The organism is Bacillus sp. FJAT-49736 (assembly GCF_018343615.1).
In the GTDB taxonomy this organism is placed as follows: domain Bacteria; phylum Bacillota; class Bacilli; order Bacillales; family Bacillaceae_C; genus Margalitia.
In genome coordinates this window covers 849093-866928 of the sequence record NZ_JAGYPI010000001.1, presented here as the reverse complement: position 1 = coordinate 866928, position 17836 = coordinate 849093, and the positions used below count along the sequence as shown (strand labels likewise).

Below are 17836 nucleotides of genomic sequence, written 5' to 3'. Positions count from 1 at the left end.
TCCCCCTTTTAATATTGTCTTATTATCAATGTATAGCTCGTATATGGTTTTTAGAATTATATTTATGAGAAAATAAAAAATCCCCAACTGGGGATTTTTAAGCATTTTGTGGTAAGTTGCCATTTGGACTAACTAAAGAAATAGAGCTTTCCTTTGAGAATATTTTTTTCGAAAGTGAATTTACTTTATCCATTGTTACTTGATCGATCACTTCGACAATTTCATCTAATGAACGATGATAGCCTAATAGAAGCTCATTTTTTCCATTTCTGCTCATCCGGCTATTAGTGCTTTCTAGGCTGAGCATAAGGCTTCCTTTTAATTGTTCCTTACAATTTTGCACTTCTTTTTCTGTTACACCTTGATTTTTGATCTTTTCCAGTGTTTCACAAATTGTATCATATAATTGATCTAATTGGTTCGCTCCCGTTCCTCCATATACAGTTACCATACCTGTATCCTTATAGGAAGAATGATAGGAAAATACAGAATATGCAAGTCCACGTTGCTCTCTTACCTCTTGAAAAAGACGTGATGACATGCTGCCTCCTAAAATATTGTTTAACACGATTAAATCGTAAATTTGCTTATGGCCCACTGGTAAACCTTCATACCCTATACAAAGGTGGGCTTGCTCTGTTTCTTTCTTTTTAACCATTTGACCAGCATGGAAAATCGGTACTAATTCATTTCGACTGTCGTTTCCACCAGTATAGGAGCCAAATAGTGATTCGATTTTCTTTATAAATTCTTCGTTAACATTCCCTGCAACAGATATTACTACCCGATCAGGGGTATACATATCATGCATATATTGATGTAAAGTGTCGCTATTGAAGGTTTCCAATGTTTCTTCCGTGCCAAGTATTGGGTATCCAAGTGGATGATTTTCATATACAGCTTTGCTTAAAAGATCATGGACAATATCATCCGGCGTATCTTCATACATCTTAATTTCTTCATATACAACATTTTTCTCTTTTTTTAATTCCTCTTCCACAAATGTCGAATGAAAGAACATATCCGCAAGAGTTTCTAAGGCAAATTGAGAATGATTATCCAAGACCTTTGCATAGTAGCATGTATATTCTTTAGAAGTAAAGGCATTGACCTGTCCCCCTATAGAATCAAAAGCTTCCGCTATTTCACGAGCTGTTCTCGTTTTAGTTCCTTTAAAGAACATATGCTCCAAAAAGTGCGATATCCCATTATTAATCTTAGTTTCATGTCTGGAACCTGTTCCGATCCAAATCCCAATAGCTACTGAACGAACGGTTGGAATTTCTTCTAGTACAATTCTTAGACCATTTTGACAAGTATATTTCTTTATCACGATTATTCCTCCTTCATTCATGCTGCATTACCTAATCGATGAAATCCCCACCGGTTACTAGGAAAATACAAACCTTACGAAAAGCTTTTTTCTTATCTTTTCCTTTTATTCGTTTTCCATCATTATTTTTTTATGATTCTTTCTTCATCCATTAGCTTCGTTACAGTCCCAATTCTGTATTCCTTTTTCTTTATTTCTAAAATGAGATGTTCCAATGCCTTTGCAGTTGAATCAGTTGGATGCATTAATATAAGTGCACCAGGGTGAACCTTTGTCATTACTCGGTTAATAATGATATTTGGAGAAGGTTTTTGCCAGTCTACGGTATCCACGCTCCACATGATGGTACCCATATCCATGGAATCTGCAATATCAACTACCTCATCTCGATAACTGCCACTTGGTGGAGCAAACCATTTCACTTTTTTCCCTGTGGTTGCTTCTATTACTTGGTTTGTTTTTATTAACTCTTGACGAATTCGGTCAGCAGTTAAAATTTTCATATCAGGATGAGAAAAAGAATGGTTTCCTATTTCATTACCATCCTCTACAATCATTTTAGCTAATTCCGGATTTTGTTGTGTCCATCTTCCTTCTAAAAAGAAGGTGGCATGAATATTATGCTTTTTTAATGTTTCAAGCATTTTTGGCAAGTATTCGTTGCCCCATGCAACATTAATTAAAAAACTTACCATCGGTTTTTCGGGATTGCCTTTATAAATTGGACTTGCGGGTAAATCCTTCAAATGAACCTTAGGCGGGATTTGTGTAAAAATTAATTTATTTTTATCATATTTATGATCCTTTTTCATATTGTTATATGATGCTTTTACATCCACCTTAAGTCCATTATAGCCTGGTATTGCCTTCCAAATTTTATCAACCTTTGCATCCTGCGGTTGTTTTGCGTATTGTTTTGCTGCTAGTTCTATTTGATTGTATAAATCACTCTGATCAGCATATATGTAAACTGTACCTTGTTTTAATTTTGCAAGATATTGATTTGATAATGGATTTTGAATTAGGACTACTGTTAGAATAGCAATCACAATGATTCCAATCAAGCTTTTCCTGTTTTTCATGGTCACCTTCCTCCTTCATCTATACTTTATGTTGAAGAAGGACAAGGTAGAACGAAAAGCTGGAATGCTTGAAGCCATAGAATAATGATTTAATTATCCTCTTTTCAATGAAAAAAGTCAGGAATCCCTGACTTTTTATTTCTATGCTTGCTGTTCTTTTTCCTTTTGCTCCTTGATAACTGCCTTGCGGGATAGATTTACTCTTCCTTGATTATCTACTTCGGTGACTTTAACGAGAATTTCGTCGCCTATCTTCACCACATCTTCCACTTTTTTCACACGTTCTTCCGCTAATTCTGAAATGTGAACCAGGCCATCTTTACCATTAAAGATTTCTACGAAAGCTCCAAATTTTTCAATTCGTTTTACTTTTCCTAGGTAGACTTGTCCTACAACTACTTCCCGGACAATATCCTCAATGATTTTTTTGGCTTTTTTATTCATTTCCTCATTAGCAGAAGAAATAAAGATTTTTCCATCTTGTTCAATATCTATTTTTACTCCAGTTTCTTCGATGATCTTATTAATTTGTTTACCGCTTGGTCCAATTACATCACGGATTTTATCAGGGTTAATAGTCATGGTTAATATTTTTGGCGCATATACGGAAAGCTCTTCTCTAGGCTTAGAAATGGTGGACATCATACTAGCAAGAATTTGCATACGACCACGTTTTGCTTGCTGCAATGCTTCCTCTAATATTTCTCTGGATAATCCTTCTATTTTAATATCCATTTGTAGAGCGGTAACACCTTTTTCTGTTCCTGCTACTTTAAAGTCCATATCTCCTAGATGGTCTTCCATCCCTTGGATATCGGTTAAGATAGTATAATGTTCTCCGGACTTCACAAGTCCCATTGCAATTCCAGCAACTGGAGCTTTAATCGGCACACCTGCATCCATCATGGCTAAGGTACTTCCACATATACTTGCTTGTGATGTCGATCCATTTGATTCAAGAACCTCTGATACTAAACGTATCGTATATGGAAATTCCTGTTCATTCGGGATAACCGGCTCGAGGGCACGTTCTCCTAATGCACCATGTCCAATTTCTCGGCGACCCGGTCCACGCATCGGCCCTGTTTCCCCCACACTAAACTGCGGGAAATTATAATGGTGCATGAAGCGTTTGGACTCTTCAATTCCTAATCCATCAAGAATTTGTACATCTCCTAACGCACCTAATGTACACACACTTAAAGCTTGAGTTTGTCCTCGAGTAAAGAGACCGGAACCATGCGTACGTGGTAATATTCCCACTTCAGATGATAACGGACGAATTTCATCAATACTTCTTCCGTCAGGGCGAACCTTATCTTCCGTAATTAGTCTCCGTACTTCATTTTTCACTAATTTATCTAGAATTTTTTTCACTTGCTTAATTGTTTCTTCTTCGAGATTTTCTCTTTCTTCATACACTGCAATAACTTTCTTTTTCACTTCTGAAATTGCATCTTCCCGTGCATGCTTCTCTTGAACCTGGATTGCTGCAATCATCTCTTTTTCACAAATTTCACGCACTTCTGCTTCAATTTGCGGATCAATTTCATAAAGAGCAACTTCCATTTTTTCTTTTCCGACTTTAGCAACGATCTCTTCTTGGAAAGCAATTAGCTTTTTAATCTCTTCATGACCAAACATAATTGCTTCTAGCATCGTTTCTTCCGGCACTTCATTCGCACCTGCTTCAACCATATTAATGGCATCCTTTGTACCTGCAACCGTTAAATGCATATCACTTTTTTCGGTTTGCTCAACTGTAGGATTAATAATAAAATTGCCGTCTACTCGGCCAACAATTACACCAGCGATTGGGCCCTCAAATGGAATATCTGATACAGAAAGAGCAAGGGAAGAACCAAACATAGCTGCCATTTCTGTTGGACAATCCTGATCCACACTCATTACAATACTGACAACTTGAACTTCATTGCGAAATCCATCAGCAAAAAGTGGGCGAATAGGACGGTCAATTAGTCGACTTGCTAATATTGCCTTTTCACTTGGCCTGCCTTCTCTTTTGATAAAACCTCCTGGTATTTTTCCTACTGCATATAATCTTTCTTCATAATTTACAGTTAACGGAAAGAAATCCACTGTTTTTGGCTCTTTTGAAGCTGTAGCGGTGCTTAATACACCAGAATCTCCATAACGGACAAGAACGGCGCCGTTTGCTTGCTTGGCTAATTGGCCAATTTCAACAGAAAGCTTGCGTCCAGCCCAATCCATGGTAAAAATTTGTTTTGCTTGTTCCATGTATAAACTCCTTTCATTGTTTTCGAATATATAGAATGGATTCAGAATTTTTTCGTTGTAGTTCTAATATAATATGTATTGTTCACCAAAGTGAAAAAATTTTGTCTGGGTAGTTATTGGGAGTAAAGTGTTAAGTACTGTCTAAACACTTTGTAAAACAGTAACACATTAAAATTTTTGTGCTAACAAAAAAGCGGGAAAAATCCCGCTTTGCATGTTTTTCTACTTCATTAACGACGTAAACCAAGCTTGTTAATCAATTCACGATAACGTTGAACATCTTTATTACGAAGATAAGTAAGTAGATTACGACGTTTACCTACCATTTTCATAAGACCACGACGAGAGTGGTGATCTTTTTTATGAGTACGTAAATGTTCATTCAAATTATTGATATCCTCAGTAAGGACTGCAATTTGAACCTCAGCAGAGCCTGTATCGTTCTCATGAACTTTAAATTGGTTGATGATTTCGTTTTTACGTTCTTGTGAAATCGCCATCCTTTTCACCTCCTAAAAAATTAATGAAATCCCCAATTCCCTAGCATGCGTCGGTGACTCGCCATGCCAAGCAATGGTTCAATACTATTTAAGAATACTACTTTTACTATAAAAATACAAGTCAAATATTTATACTCCCTAGGATACCCGACTTATTTGTCTAATTGTTTAAAATAGTCAATAGTTGTTTGCTTATCTTTGGCAATTTGTGATTTCAACGCTTCAATTCCGTCAAATTTTTGTTCATCACGCATTCTTTTATGCCATTCAATGGTGACCTCTTCTCCATAGATAGAATGATCAAAATCAATAATATGGACTTCAATTGATCTTGTAAATTCATCAGGATTTTTAAAGGTTGGTTTTACTCCAATATTACAAACCCCTTGATGCCATTGATTATTTACATATATTTTTACAGCATAGACTCCGTTTTGAGGAACTATATAGTCACTATTTAGTTTAATATTTGCTGTTGGAAAGCCTATTTGTCTTCCTCTTTTTTCACCATGGACAACAATACCATCGGTTCGGTAAAAACGGCCTAATAATGAATAAGCCCCCGTTACATCACCTTCGTGTAACAATTTTCGTATTAAAGTAGAGCCTACTTTTTCATCACCATTTGGAGAATTAAGCTTCTCTACTTTCGTACAGCCAAATTCGTTTTTGGAATGAAGAGGCATTGTATCAATCGTCCCTTTTCCAAACTTTCCATATGTAAAATCAAAACCGGCTACAACATGTTTTACATTTAAGCCTATTATATATTGATTGACAAATTCTTGCGGATCTAAACTTGCAAAGCTGGATGTAAAACGAACAATGATCAAATAATCAATTCCCAGTTCTTCCATCAGGCGTATTTTCTCATCTAATGGTGTTATTAATTCTACATGCTTATTCTGTGCACTTAATACTACTGATGGATGTGGATCAAATGTCATTACAGCACTTTTCCAAATATGTTCTTCCGCAATGTTTTTAGCAGTAGTAATAACTTTTTTATGTCCTAAATGAATGCCATCAAAATACCCTAACGCCATTACTAATGGAGGAAAGTCTGTCTTGGAATAAGAATGCGGATGATGTAATGTCATAACCTTCATATAATATCTCACCTGTTTCTATTACGTATATAATACTTTCACTGGTTTTAATAAACCTGGTTTATCTTGATGCGGTCTATAAATAGCGATTGCTTGATGATCATGAAAAATAGCTGCTTCTGTAAAAGATTCATTCCAAGGTAAGCTATCCTTTGGTAATACGGCGCCATTTTTCACTTTCTCTGCTAATTTATCACTAATTTCAATTTTCGGCAAACTATTTAGACCTCTTTCTAAAGGTAAGATAACTGTTTCCAATGAATTAGAATGGATATGTTCTTCTAGCTCTGCAAAGGTAACGCAATCTTCCTTTGTAAAAGATCCAGATGAAATTCTTGTTAAGAAAGACATATGTGCAGGATAACCAAGACGTTCGCCAATCGTAACGGCCAATGTCCTAATATATGTCCCTTTACTGCATTGAACTCGAAAACGAAAGGAAATTGTCTCTCCTTCGAATTGAGTTCTATCATCTAAAAGGTCTATTCTATATATTTGTACCGTTCTGGAAGGACGTTCTACCGAGATTCCTTTCCTTGCATATTCATACAACCTTTTTCCCCCTACTTTAACAGCAGAATACATCGGTGGTGTCTGTGTAATTTCTCCCGTTAATTCCATCAACACATCCATTATTTCTGATCTTAAAATTGCCTTGTTAATTGTTTTTTCTTCCACTACTTCCCCTGAGGAATCCTCCGTAGTAGTTGAAAAACCTAGCGTGACCTCCCCCTCATATTCCTTTCCGGCATTTGTTATATATTCCGCAACCTTTGTTGCTCTTCCTAAGCAAATTGGCAATACCCCAGTTACATCTGGATCCAAAGTACCGGTATGTCCCACTTTTTTCATTTTCAGCAATTTACGAACTTTAAAAACACAATCATGTGACGTCATTCCTTGAGGCTTCCAAAGAGGTAGAATACCATCCATTTTATAACTCCTTTATCAATACTACATTTAGTTTTTCTTTTCATATTGGAAATATTAATACAAAAAAGATAGACACTTGGGTCATGTCTATCTTTTTTTAAAATTTATTCATCGCGATGAATTTCTTTTAACAATGTTTCGATTTTATTTCCATAGTCAATAGATTCATCGATTTCGAAAAACAATTCCGGAGTTTTTCTTAAACGAATTCGGTGTCCAACTTCAGAGCGGATAAAGCCCTTTGCTTTTTCCAAACCGCTTAATGTATTTTCCCTTTGTTTTTCATCTCCAAGAACAGTAATAAATACTTTTGCTTGTTGAAGGTCACCTGTAACCTCAACCCCGGTTACAGTTACAAAGCCAATACGTGGGTCTTTTATTTTTCGACCGATAATGTCACTAAGCTCTTTTTTCATTTGTTCGCCGACTCGATTAGCACGCAGGCTCATTCCTTACCACCTCACAATTTTACAACCACTCAAAAATTGTTTCTAATCTTTCCCATTCTGGAAATGAGTCCAGAAACTTAAGTGAATTTTCCAATTCTCTTTCCGCAGCCTTTTGCGAGGAGGCAACCGTCACGATGGCAATTTTGGTGCGTTGCCATACATCCTGGTGTCCTACCTCTGCACAGGAAACATTGTATTTTTGCTTCAAACGAGTTAATACACGCTGCAGAACTGCCCGCTTCTCTTTTAATGAAGCGGCATCATAAATTCGGAATTCGCATTCCAAACTTCCAATCATTTTCTTTCCACTTCTTGCATGATATATGCTTCGATGACATCTCCATCTTTAACATCATTAAAGTTTTTAACGGTAATACCACATTCGTAACCTTGACTTACTTCTTTGGCATCATCTTTAAAACGTTTTAACGTATCGATTTCGCCTTCGAAAATAACGACTCCGTCGCGGATTACCCTTACACCGCTATCACGGGTAATTTTGCCGTCCGTAACATAAGAACCTGCAATCGTACCGATTTTAGATACTTTAAAGGTTGTACGCACTTCTGCTTGCCCAATGATTTTTTCCTCGAATTCTGGGTCAAGCATCCCTTTCATTGCGGATTCAATTTCTTCAATTACTTTATAAATAATTCTGTGTAGACGAACATCTACTTTTTCAGCTTCTGCAGCACGCTTAGCATTTACATCTGGGCGTACGTTGAAGCCAATGACAATCGCATTTGATGCAGCTGCCAATGTAATATCTGATTCATTAATTGCCCCTACGGCAGTATGAATGATTCTTACATTTACACCTTCCACATCTAATTTCTGTAGTGCTGCTGCAAGTGCTTCAACAGAACCTTGTACATCTGCTTTAATAATAATATTTAAATCCTTCATTTCGCCTTGCTTCATTTGTTCAAATAATGTATCCAAGCTAATGCGGGCGGTATCATTTCTTTGAGCCATTATAGCTTGTTGGGATCTTGCTTCCCCAACTTGACGGGCTGTTTTCTCGTCAGCAAAGACAACAAATCGATCCCCGGCTTGAGGAACATCATTCAACCCAGTAATTTCAACAGGTGTAGAAGGCTTTGCTTCCTTCACACGACGTCCTAAATCATTCACCATTGCCCGAACACGACCAAATGTGCTACCAACAACGATTGGATCTCCTACCCTTAATGTACCGTTTTGAACAAGCAATGTTGCTACCGACCCGCGCCCTTTATCAAGCTGAGCTTCAATTACAGTACCAAGTGCATTACGGCTAGGATTTGCCTTATATTCTTCTACCTCTGAAACGAGTAGAATCATTTCAAGCAAGCTATCGATACCTTCACCCGTTAAAGCAGAAATTGGAACAAAAATAGTATCTCCACCCCAATCTTCAGGGATAAGACCATATTCTGTTAATTCCTGCATTACACGGTCTGGATTTGCACTTGGTTTATCCATTTTATTGACAGCAACGATAATCGGAACGCCTGCAGCCTTAGCATGATTAATAGCTTCCACTGTTTGTGGCATTACACCATCATCAGCAGCGACGACTAAGATAGTTATGTCCGTAATTTGCGCACCACGTGCACGCATAGTAGTAAATGCAGCATGACCCGGAGTATCTAGGAATGTAATTTTCTTTCCGTTTACCTCTACTTGGTAGGCACCAATATGTTGTGTTATACCGCCTGCCTCACCGGCAGTTACTTTAGTATTACGAATGGAGTCCAAAGTAGTTGTTTTTCCGTGGTCTACATGCCCCATAATGGTAACAACTGACGGACGTTCTACTAAGTCTTCCGGAGCGTCCTCTGTAAAATACACCTCAAGATCTGTTACGTCCACTTTGATCTCTTCTTCTACTTCAACGCCGTAATCTGTCGCAATTAGTTCTATTGCATCTTTATCAAGCTCTTTGTTAATCGTAGCAACTACACCTAACATAAAAAGCTTTTTAATAATTTCGGATGGCTCACGATGGAGTTTTTTCGCTAGTTCTGCTACTGTTAATGATTCACTAAAGACAATTTTCTTTGGCAGCTCTTTCTGTTTTTGAACTGGCTGTTGCGGTGGAGTGTTTTTTTGTTTGTGTTTATTTTTATTGTTACGGTTATTGTTATTATTACGGTTATTGTTATTGTTGTTGCGGTTATTGTTATTGTTATTGCTATTGTTATTGTTTTTGTTAAATACTTTATTTTCTTTTAAAGAATCTTCTTTGTTTGTTTTCTTACCTTCAACATTTTGCTTCTGTTTAGTTTGTGGTTTTGATTGTACTTTATCTATCACGATATCCTCTTCATCTTCCATTTGGTTTAATCTAGCAGCTGATTTTGTTTTTTCAGATTGTTTCTGTTTATCATTACCTGATTGGTTTTTACTATTTTGTCCATTAGGTTGTTTTTGTTGACTTTTGCTATTTTTCCCATCAGATTCTTTCTTTGTTGAATTATAGACAGAATCCAATTTCTCAATAGCATTCCCATCTATAGTTGACATATGATTGGTAACTTCTATATTCATTTCTTTTAACTTACTAATTACATCTTTACTTGAAATATTATGGCTTTTTGCGTATTCATAAACTCTTGTTTTAACCATATGTTCACCCCCATCAAATTCTTGCGAGCAGTGTTGTAAGTTTCTTTGCAAAGCCGGCATCATTTATCGCTACAACTACTCTAGCTTCCTTACCAATTGCGGAACCAAGCTCCTCCCTATTATCAACCAGTACAATAGGAACTTTATAGTACAGACACTTGTCTTGTATTCGCTTAGAGGTATTCTGCGAGGCATCCTTTGAAAGTAATACAAGCTTCGCACGACCGGACTTTATATCTTTAAGAACAAGTTCTTCACCTGATATCACTTTCCGAGCCCTATTAGCTAATCCTAGTAGAGACATGGCTTTTGAATGACTCATTTACTTAAGTTCTCTCTCTCCACAAGCTTAAGCAGCTCATCATATATTTCTTCATTAACACTTGCCTCGAGATGGCCAGCTAAAATATTTTTCTTTTTAGCTAGCAATATTGCCTCTTTATCCTTTGAAAGGTATGCTCCTCTGCCTGACTGTTTCCCAGTAGTGTCTATAGAAACTTCGCCTTCTTTGGAGCGCACAATTCGAACCATTTCTTTCTTAGGCTTCATTTCACCTGTTGCAACACATTTCCTTAATGGAATTTTTCTCCGAGTAGCCATTTTGATCACCTCTTATTCGTAATCTTCGGTTACTTCGAATGTATCGTAGTCATCATCGTCATCAGCGAATAAGCTATTATTCATGCGCGGATATATCCCTAAATCCCTAGCATCGGTTTCACTTTTAATGTCTATTTTCCATCCGGTAAGTTTTGCTGCCAAGCGTGCATTTTGACCACGCTTACCGATTGCTAATGACAATTGGTAATCTGGTACAACAACGGTTGTTGCTTTTTCATTTTCATCCACGATTACATCTAAAACCTTTGATGGACTTAATGCATTAGCAACAAAAGTAACCGGATCGTCTGACCATTCTACAATATCAATTTTTTCACCCTTTAATTCATTAACAATGGCTTGAACCCTTGTGCCTTTTGGTCCCACACATGCTCCCACTGGATCCACTTCCGTCTGTTCTGTATGAACAGATATTTTGGATCTGTCGCCAGCCTCACGGGCAACGGATTTAATTTCTACTGTACCATCGTAAATTTCTGGAACTTCAATTTCAAACAAACGTTTTAATAGACCAGGATGTGTACGGGAAACAAAGATTTGTGGACCTTTTGTTGTTTTTTCCACTTTTGTAATATAAACCTTTATGCGATCATGCGGTTTGTATGTTTCGTTTGGCATTTGTTCGCTTTGTGGAAGCAGTGCTTCAATTTTCCCTAAGTTTACATAAATAAATCGAGGATCCTGACGTTGGACAATACCTGTCATAATATCATCTTCACGATCAATAAATTCCGAATAAATAATTCCTCTTTCTGCTTCACGCACTCGTTGAGTAACTACTTGCTTCGCCGTTTGAGCTGCAATACGTCCAAAATCTTTTGGTGTTACTTCCAATTCAACGACATCACCAATTTCATATGCAGGGTTAATTTTACGAGCATCTTCAACAGAAATTTCAAGTCGTGAATCAAACACTTCCTCGACTACATCTTTACGAGCAAAGACTTTCATGGTGCCATTGCCTAAATTCAAATCAATACGAACGTTTTGCGCTTGGTTAAAATTTCTTTTATATGCAGAAACTAAAGCTGCTTCAATGGCATCAATTATAACATCGCGAGAAATTCCTTTCTCTTTTTCCAATATTAATAGAGCATCTAATAATTCTGTGCTCATGGAAATGTCATCCCCCTTAATAAATAAGTAAAGCATGTCACAGTAACATTACTGTGCAATCATCTTCCGAAAAAATCAAATATTAAAAAATAATTGCCAGACGGGCATTCGCCACTTTTTCAAATGGAATACTGATTTGCTTTTTCCTAGTTTTCATTTTTACTTCAATGGTCAAAGTTTGACCATCAAAGTCAAGAAGATTACCCTCAAAACTCTTTTCTCCATCAATTGCTTCATAGGTTTTTATACTTACATTTTTCCCTACTGCATTGACAAAATCTTTTTCCTTTTTTAACGGTCGCTCTGCACCTGGTGATGAAACCTCGAGGAAATAATTATGTGGAATAGGGTCTATAGCATCCAACTTTTCACTTAAACGTTCACTAACAATCCCACATTCCTCAATATCTATACCATCTTCTTTGTCAATAAAAATGCGAAGGAACCAATTCTTCCCTTCCTTGACATATTCGATGTCTACAAGATCCAGCTGCATTTCATCTACGATTGGTGTAACGAGTTCTTCAATAACGTCCGTTACTTTACTCATAAATACCTCCTACAGATTGTACATTACATCGTTGATAAAGGCTCATTCTTAATTGTTGTTCTTTTGTGTTTACACTAATACTTATTTAAAGTAAAAAACAAGAAAGAGCGGGTAAGACCCACTCTTAAATACGAGAGCTATCAATAGTATTTCCAATAAAAATATACCATAACCTGCAAATTAATGCAAATGATAAGAAAAGCGGTGGTACCTTGCTCATCGGCGTACGAGATTTCGGAGTCTTCGCCTGAGATAAAGGAAACACGGCGAGGTCGTTCACGAGCAATGGAAATTAGCACTTCTAATATCACCGATGTTGACTTATCGTAGGGAGAAGACGTAGAAATCCGATAGGCACCAAAGCTAGACATAGAAAAGCGGTCGTGCCTTGCTCATCGACGTACGGATTTCGGAGTCTTCGACTGAGATAAAGGAAACACGGCGAGGTCGTTCTCGAGCAATGGAAATTAGCACTTCAAATTTCACCGATGTTGACTTATCGTAGGGAGAAGACGTAGAAATCCGCTAGCCGATAGGCACCAAAGCTAGACATAGAAAAGTGGAGGTGCCTCGACCGTTCTGTTCGTTGATGGATTATATTCTGAACCTAGAACTTCAATTATTTTGACTAAAATAAGGATAATTGATTTTGTTCAGGAAGATCTTCCAAGCAGCCATGCTTGTCCAAGTATTCAATAATTGTTTTGGAAACTTTTCCACGTTGCTGCAAATCTTCTTTTGATAAGAATTCCCCTTCTTCTCTTGCCTTTACTATATTTAAAGCAGCGTTTGTTCCCAAACCAGGAATCGCATTAAAAGGAGGAATGAGAGAATTGCCATCAATGATAAATTCCTTAGCACTCGAACGGTAAAGGTCAACTCTCTGAAAATGGAAACCTCGTTCCACCATTTCCAAAGCGATTTCCAATACCGTTAGCAAGCTTTTTTCCTTTGGTGATGCATCCAAGCCTTTTTCATTTATTTCTTCAATTTTGGATTTAATAGCATTACTGCCCCGGACCATGGATTCTAAATCAAAATCCTCTGCTCTTACTGTAAAATAAGCAGCATAATAATATAGAGGTAGATGAACTTTGAAATAAGCAATCCTAACAGCCATTAATACATATGCGGCCGCGTGTGCTTTCGGGAACATATACTTTATTTTTTTGCAGGAATCAATATACCATTCTGGTACATTTTGTTTCCTCATTTCCTCTTCCATTTCGGGTTGAAGACCTTTTCCTTTTCGAACTGATTCCATAATCTTAAATGCTAGTGATGGTTCAATTCCTTGATAAATTAAATAAACCATAATATCATCACGGCAACCAATTACTTCTGACAAGGTACATATTCCATTTTGGATTAGCTCTTGTGCATTTCCCAGCCATACATCCGTACCATGTGATAACCCAGAAATTTGTACTAATTCAGAGAATGTAGTTGGTTTTGTATCCTCAAGCATTTGTCTAACAAATCGTGTACCAAATTCCGGAATACCAAGTGTTCCAGTATTACACATTATTTGCTCTGGTGTAACGCCCAATGATTCAGTGCCGCTGAATATTTTCATCACTTCCTGGTCGTCGGTCGGAATGGTTTTCGGATCAATACCGCTTAAATCTTGCAGCATTCTTATGACGGTCGGATCGTCGTGTCCAAGAATATCCATTTTCAAGACATTATCATGAATGGAATGGAAATCAAAGTGGGTAGTTTTCCATTCAGAGCTATTGTCATCCGCGGGATACTGAATTGGTGTAAAGTCATACACATCCATATAATCAGGTATAATAATAATTCCTCCAGGGTGCTGACCAGTAGTTCTCTTAACACCAGTACAGCCTTGTACTAGACGATCAACTTCTGCACCACGCAAATGCAAATTATTATCCTGCGCATAACCTTTTACATATCCATAAGCTGTTTTTTCGGCAACCGTACCAATTGTACCCGCACGGTAAACATAATCTTCACCAAATAGTACCTTCGTATAAGCATGTGCTCTTGGTTGATATTCGCCTGAAAAGTTTAAGTCGATATCCGGTACTTTGTCACCCTTAAACCCTAGGAACGTTTCAAAGGGGATATCATGTCCATCCTTTTTATATTTAGCTCCACAGTTTGGGCAGTTTTTATCCGGAAGGTCAAAACCGGATCCTACCGAACCATCATTAAAAAATTCGGAATGCTTGCATTCGGTACAAATATAATGTGGTGGTAACGGATTTACTTCCGTAATTTCCGTCATAGTAGCTACAAAAGAAGATCCTACTGAACCACGTGAGCCGACCAGGTAACCATCATCCAATGATTTCTTTACGAGCTTGTGAGATATTAAATAAATTACGGCAAATCCGTGACCAATAATACTTTTCAGCTCTTTCTCCAGCCTTGCCTCGACAATTTCCGGCAGCTCATCTCCATAAATAGACCTTGCCATAGAATAACTCATATTCTTGATTTCATCTTCGGCACCTTCTATTTTTGGAGTATATAAGTCATCCTTTATTGGTTTAATATCATCTATTAAATCTGCAATTTTATTTGTATTGGTTACAACTATTTCCTTGGCTTTTTCTTCACCTAAAAAGGAAAAAGCCTCTAACATTTCATCGGTAGTACGAAAATGAACATCAGGCAGTTTATGGCGATTTAATGGATTCGCACCCGCCTGTGAGTTTATTAATATTTTGCGATAAATTTTATCTCGCGGATGTAAGTAATGTACATTTCCTGTTGCGACAACCGGTAGATTTAACTTTTCACCCAAGTTTACAATATTCGTAATAATTTCCTCTAGCGATTTATCATCACGAATGAGCTCCAATTCAATTAAATGGGCATAAACTTCTTTTGGTTGCACTTCTAGAAAATCATAGAATTTTGCAATTTCCTCTACCTCTTCTGGGCCTTTTTGCATCATTCCTTCAAAGACTTCTCCCTTATCACATCCGGAGCCGACTAATATTCCTTCTCTCAACATTTGCAATTTAGAGCGCGGTATTCGAGGTACCCGATAGAAATAGTCAATATTGGCAAGGGATATTAGCTTAAATAAATTTTTTAATCCCGCTTCTGTTTGAGCAATAAGCGTACAATGAGACGGTCTTGCTCGTTTATATGCTCCGCCTTCTCCCATAAATTGATTAAACTGATCATGGTATTCTATCCCACGTTCAGAAGAGGTTTTAAGCATCTTTAATAAAATGTATCCTGTAGCTTCTGTATCATAAATTGCCCGGTGATGCTGGGTCAATTCTACATCAAATTTTTTGGCTAATGTATTTAGACGATGATTTTTAAATTCCGGATATAGCCATCTTGCTAACTCGAGCGTATCTATTACTGGATTTGTTACTTTTGGAAATCCCATTTTACTATAGCCGACATTTAAAAATCCCATATCGAATGAAGCATTGTGGGCAACAAGAATAGCATCACCAGTCCACTCTTGAAACTTTTTCAAAACTTCATCCACTTCCGGTGCATCTTCGAGCATATCATCCGTAATACTAGTAAGCTCAATAATGGTATTGGATAATGGACGATGTGCTTTTGCGAAGGATTCAAAGCGATCTACAATGTCCCCATTTTTAATTTTGACGGCAGCTAATTCGATAATGGTATCGTACACAGCTGAAAGACCGGTCGTTTCCACGTCAAATACGACAAAAGTATCTTCTGCAAGCAATCGATGTGCCTCATTGTAGGCAATAGGAACCCCATCATCGACCAAGTTAGCTTCCACACCATACAATATTTTAATATCATTTTTCTTGCCCGCACCGAACGCCTCTGGAAAGGATTGTACAACACCATGGTCTGTAACTGCTATCGCTTTGTGCCCCCATTTTTTCGCTTGTGCAACTAAATCACTAACAGATGTAACAGCATCCATTTGACTCATCGGTGTATGCAAATGCAGTTCTACACGTTTTTCATCATCCGGTGCAAGGTCTTTTCGTTCAACTGGTTTGATTTCATTTAAATCATTTGCAATCATAACCAAGTCACGAACAAACGTATCATTTTGGATGCTTCCACGGGCACGGAGCCACATACCTTTTTTTACCCTGCCAAGGATCTCTGCATCCTCCTTATCACGAGAAAACATCTTAACCAAAATAGAGCTTGTGTAATCAGTAATTTTAAAGGTTAATAGTGTTCTACCACTACGAAGCTCTTTCGTCTCAGCAAAGAAAACATATCCTTCTACAAAGATGCGCCTTTCCTCATCAAGGATTTCCTCGATTCGCCTATAAGAATCATCATCCTTTATGTTCATACCTATAACTAATGGACCGCTGGCAACCTCACTGTCTGTTTTGTCTGATGCCTTCTTCTGAATTTCCATAACAGCCAATTTAGCTCGTTCTTCGTCTTCCTTTTTCTTTTCTTCCAGGAATCTTTGATAGTCTTCATCAGATTGATTTTGAGCAATAACTGTTTCTATGGATAGTAATGGAAATCCAACTGATTGGTAAGCATTTGCTATAATTTCACCATATTTTTGCTTTAATGTACGTGCTTCTGTGTCATTTCTTGTTTCAATCAAAAGCTTGTTTCCCTTAATGCTTGGATACTGGTTGTGGAGCAAAGAAATAAGCATAGGAGAAATTCCTTCAATATCGTTTAAGCAATGCTTCCAATAATCCATAATCATTTGTTCTTCATAGGACTGATCTTTTACATGTATGGAAAAATGAACATTAGCAATATGTTGGAAAGTATTCTGTAATTGAAGTGCAAAACGATTAAAAATTGGAAATGGTAGAATACGTTCTAATTCAAAATAAAAATGCCAACGTTTAGATGTTCGTTCTACTACTAGCTTTTCTATCTCAGCATTTGTAAAATGTTTAAAAAATGTATCTTCTGTTAAACCAAGCTGTTGTATTAATAGCCTGAATCTCTCTTTTTTTTCGGTGGGACTTATTGACATTTTCCCCTCTCCCATCCTTTAAAATTTCAACTATACCTTATCCATCATAAAAAAACTATGGTCGAATTTCAATGCAAAAACATTTACAATTATTTAGAAAAGCATTAGGCGCCTTGCTCATCGGCGTACATATGACTGAAAATAGCTGATCAATTTTTTAACTTCGTAGTCTTCAACTAAATGAATGAAACACAGTGTGGTTCCTCACGAGCCGATGTTGACTTGTCATACGGACAAGACGCGAAATCCGCTATCCCATAGGCTACTCGTGCTAGACAAAAATTAAACTGGTAAATTAATAGGAAGAAGCAACCGGCTCTGAACCG

The 17836-nt window shown here is 37.2% G+C and carries 14 protein-coding genes; all 14 read right to left on the bottom strand.

Annotation, left to right across the window (positions count from 1 at the left end; all coding sequences use genetic code 11):
* Positions 1–97: 97 nt before the first annotated feature.
* The 14 genes from KHA87_RS04660 to KHA87_RS04595 all read right to left on the bottom strand — a co-directional run bounded on the left by KHA87_RS04660 (position 98) and on the right by KHA87_RS04595 (position 17510).
* Entirely contained in the window at positions 98–1333 is a 1236-nt protein-coding gene (locus tag KHA87_RS04660; protein ID WP_213092936.1) for a M16 family metallopeptidase, read from the bottom strand.
* A 122-nt stretch (positions 1334–1455) separates the two neighbouring features.
* Positions 1456–2415 (bottom strand): polysaccharide deacetylase family protein, encoded by a 960-nt coding sequence (locus KHA87_RS04655; RefSeq protein ID WP_213092935.1) that lies wholly within the window; start codon positions 2413–2415, stop codon positions 1456–1458.
* 141 nt (positions 2416–2556) lie between these two features.
* Positions 2557–4674, bottom strand: a complete 2118-nt coding sequence (pnp, locus tag KHA87_RS04650; protein ID WP_213092934.1) for a polyribonucleotide nucleotidyltransferase — start codon at positions 4672–4674, stop codon at positions 2557–2559.
* 230 nt (positions 4675–4904) lie between these two features.
* Positions 4905–5174 (bottom strand): 30S ribosomal protein S15, encoded by a 270-nt coding sequence (gene rpsO / locus KHA87_RS04645; protein WP_213092933.1) that lies wholly within the window; start codon positions 5172–5174, stop codon positions 4905–4907.
* Positions 5175–5326: 152 nt separating this feature from the next.
* Complete coding sequence (gene ribF / locus KHA87_RS04640; protein WP_213092932.1) at positions 5327–6283, bottom strand: bifunctional riboflavin kinase/FAD synthetase; 957 nt, start codon at positions 6281–6283, stop codon at positions 5327–5329.
* Positions 6284–6304: 21 nt separating this feature from the next.
* The gene (gene truB / locus KHA87_RS04635) at positions 6305–7216 is read right to left on the bottom strand and encodes a tRNA pseudouridine(55) synthase TruB (RefSeq protein ID WP_213092931.1); all 912 of its coding nucleotides are present in this window, start codon (positions 7214–7216) and stop codon (positions 6305–6307) included.
* Between the two features lie 104 nt (positions 7217–7320).
* On the bottom strand, positions 7321–7665 hold the full coding sequence (gene rbfA, locus KHA87_RS04630; RefSeq protein WP_213092930.1) for a 30S ribosome-binding factor RbfA: 345 nt from the start codon (positions 7663–7665) through the stop codon (positions 7321–7323).
* 19 nt (positions 7666–7684) lie between these two features.
* Positions 7685–7963: a DUF503 domain-containing protein gene (locus tag KHA87_RS04625; RefSeq protein ID WP_213092929.1), complete on the bottom strand. Its 279-nt coding sequence runs from the start codon at positions 7961–7963 to the stop codon at positions 7685–7687.
* Positions 7960–10275 (bottom strand): translation initiation factor IF-2, encoded by a 2316-nt coding sequence (gene infB / locus KHA87_RS04620; protein ID WP_213092928.1) that lies wholly within the window; start codon positions 10273–10275, stop codon positions 7960–7962. Before infB ends, KHA87_RS04625 begins: the two co-directional genes overlap by 4 nt.
* A 13-nt stretch (positions 10276–10288) precedes the next feature.
* Positions 10289–10597 (bottom strand): YlxQ family RNA-binding protein, encoded by a 309-nt coding sequence (locus tag KHA87_RS04615; RefSeq protein ID WP_213092927.1) that lies wholly within the window; start codon positions 10595–10597, stop codon positions 10289–10291.
* Complete coding sequence (gene rnpM / locus KHA87_RS04610; protein WP_213092926.1) at positions 10594–10875, bottom strand: RNase P modulator RnpM; 282 nt, start codon at positions 10873–10875, stop codon at positions 10594–10596. Before rnpM ends, KHA87_RS04615 begins: the two co-directional genes overlap by 4 nt.
* Positions 10876–10887: 12 nt before the next feature.
* The gene (gene nusA, locus KHA87_RS04605; protein ID WP_213092925.1) at positions 10888–12012 is read right to left on the bottom strand and encodes a transcription termination factor NusA; all 1125 of its coding nucleotides are present in this window, start codon (positions 12010–12012) and stop codon (positions 10888–10890) included.
* A gap of 82 nt (positions 12013–12094) precedes the next feature.
* Positions 12095–12562, bottom strand: a complete 468-nt coding sequence (gene rimP, locus KHA87_RS04600; protein WP_213092924.1) for a ribosome maturation factor RimP — start codon at positions 12560–12562, stop codon at positions 12095–12097.
* Between the two features lie 628 nt (positions 12563–13190).
* Entirely contained in the window at positions 13191–17510 is a 4320-nt protein-coding gene (locus KHA87_RS04595) for a PolC-type DNA polymerase III (protein ID WP_213092923.1), read from the bottom strand.
* Between the last annotated feature and the right edge of the window lie 326 nt (positions 17511–17836).

Bases quoted from the DNA above. Each gene is read 5' to 3' on its own strand.
- KHA87_RS04655 (WP_213092935.1), bottom strand. From the start codon at position 2,415: ATGAAAAACAGGAAAAGCTTGATTGGAATCATTGTGATTGCTATTCTA.
- pnp (WP_213092934.1), bottom strand. From the start codon at position 4,674: ATGGAACAAGCAAAACAAATTTTTACCATGGATTGGGCTGGACGCAAG.
- rpsO (WP_213092933.1), bottom strand. From the start codon at position 5,174: ATGGCGATTTCACAAGAACGTAAAAACGAAATCATCAACCAATTTAAA.
- ribF (WP_213092932.1), bottom strand. From the start codon at position 6,283: ATGAAGGTTATGACATTACATCATCCGCATTCTTATTCCAAGACAGAC.
- truB (WP_213092931.1), bottom strand. From the start codon at position 7,216: ATGGATGGTATTCTACCTCTTTGGAAGCCTCAAGGAATGACGTCACAT.
- rbfA (WP_213092930.1), bottom strand. From the start codon at position 7,665: ATGAGCCTGCGTGCTAATCGAGTCGGCGAACAAATGAAAAAAGAGCTT.
- KHA87_RS04625 (WP_213092929.1), bottom strand. From the start codon at position 7,963: ATGATTGGAAGTTTGGAATGCGAATTCCGAATTTATGATGCCGCTTCA.
- infB (WP_213092928.1), bottom strand. From the start codon at position 10,275: ATGGTTAAAACAAGAGTTTATGAATACGCAAAAAGCCATAATATTTCA.
- KHA87_RS04615 (WP_213092927.1), bottom strand. From the start codon at position 10,597: ATGAGTCATTCAAAAGCCATGTCTCTACTAGGATTAGCTAATAGGGCT.
- rnpM (WP_213092926.1), bottom strand. From the start codon at position 10,875: ATGGCTACTCGGAGAAAAATTCCATTAAGGAAATGTGTTGCAACAGGT.
- nusA (WP_213092925.1), bottom strand. From the start codon at position 12,012: ATGAGCACAGAATTATTAGATGCTCTATTAATATTGGAAAAAGAGAAA.
- rimP (WP_213092924.1), bottom strand. From the start codon at position 12,562: ATGAGTAAAGTAACGGACGTTATTGAAGAACTCGTTACACCAATCGTA.
- KHA87_RS04595 (WP_213092923.1), bottom strand. From the start codon at position 17,510: ATGTCAATAAGTCCCACCGAAAAAAAAGAGAGATTCAGGCTATTAATA.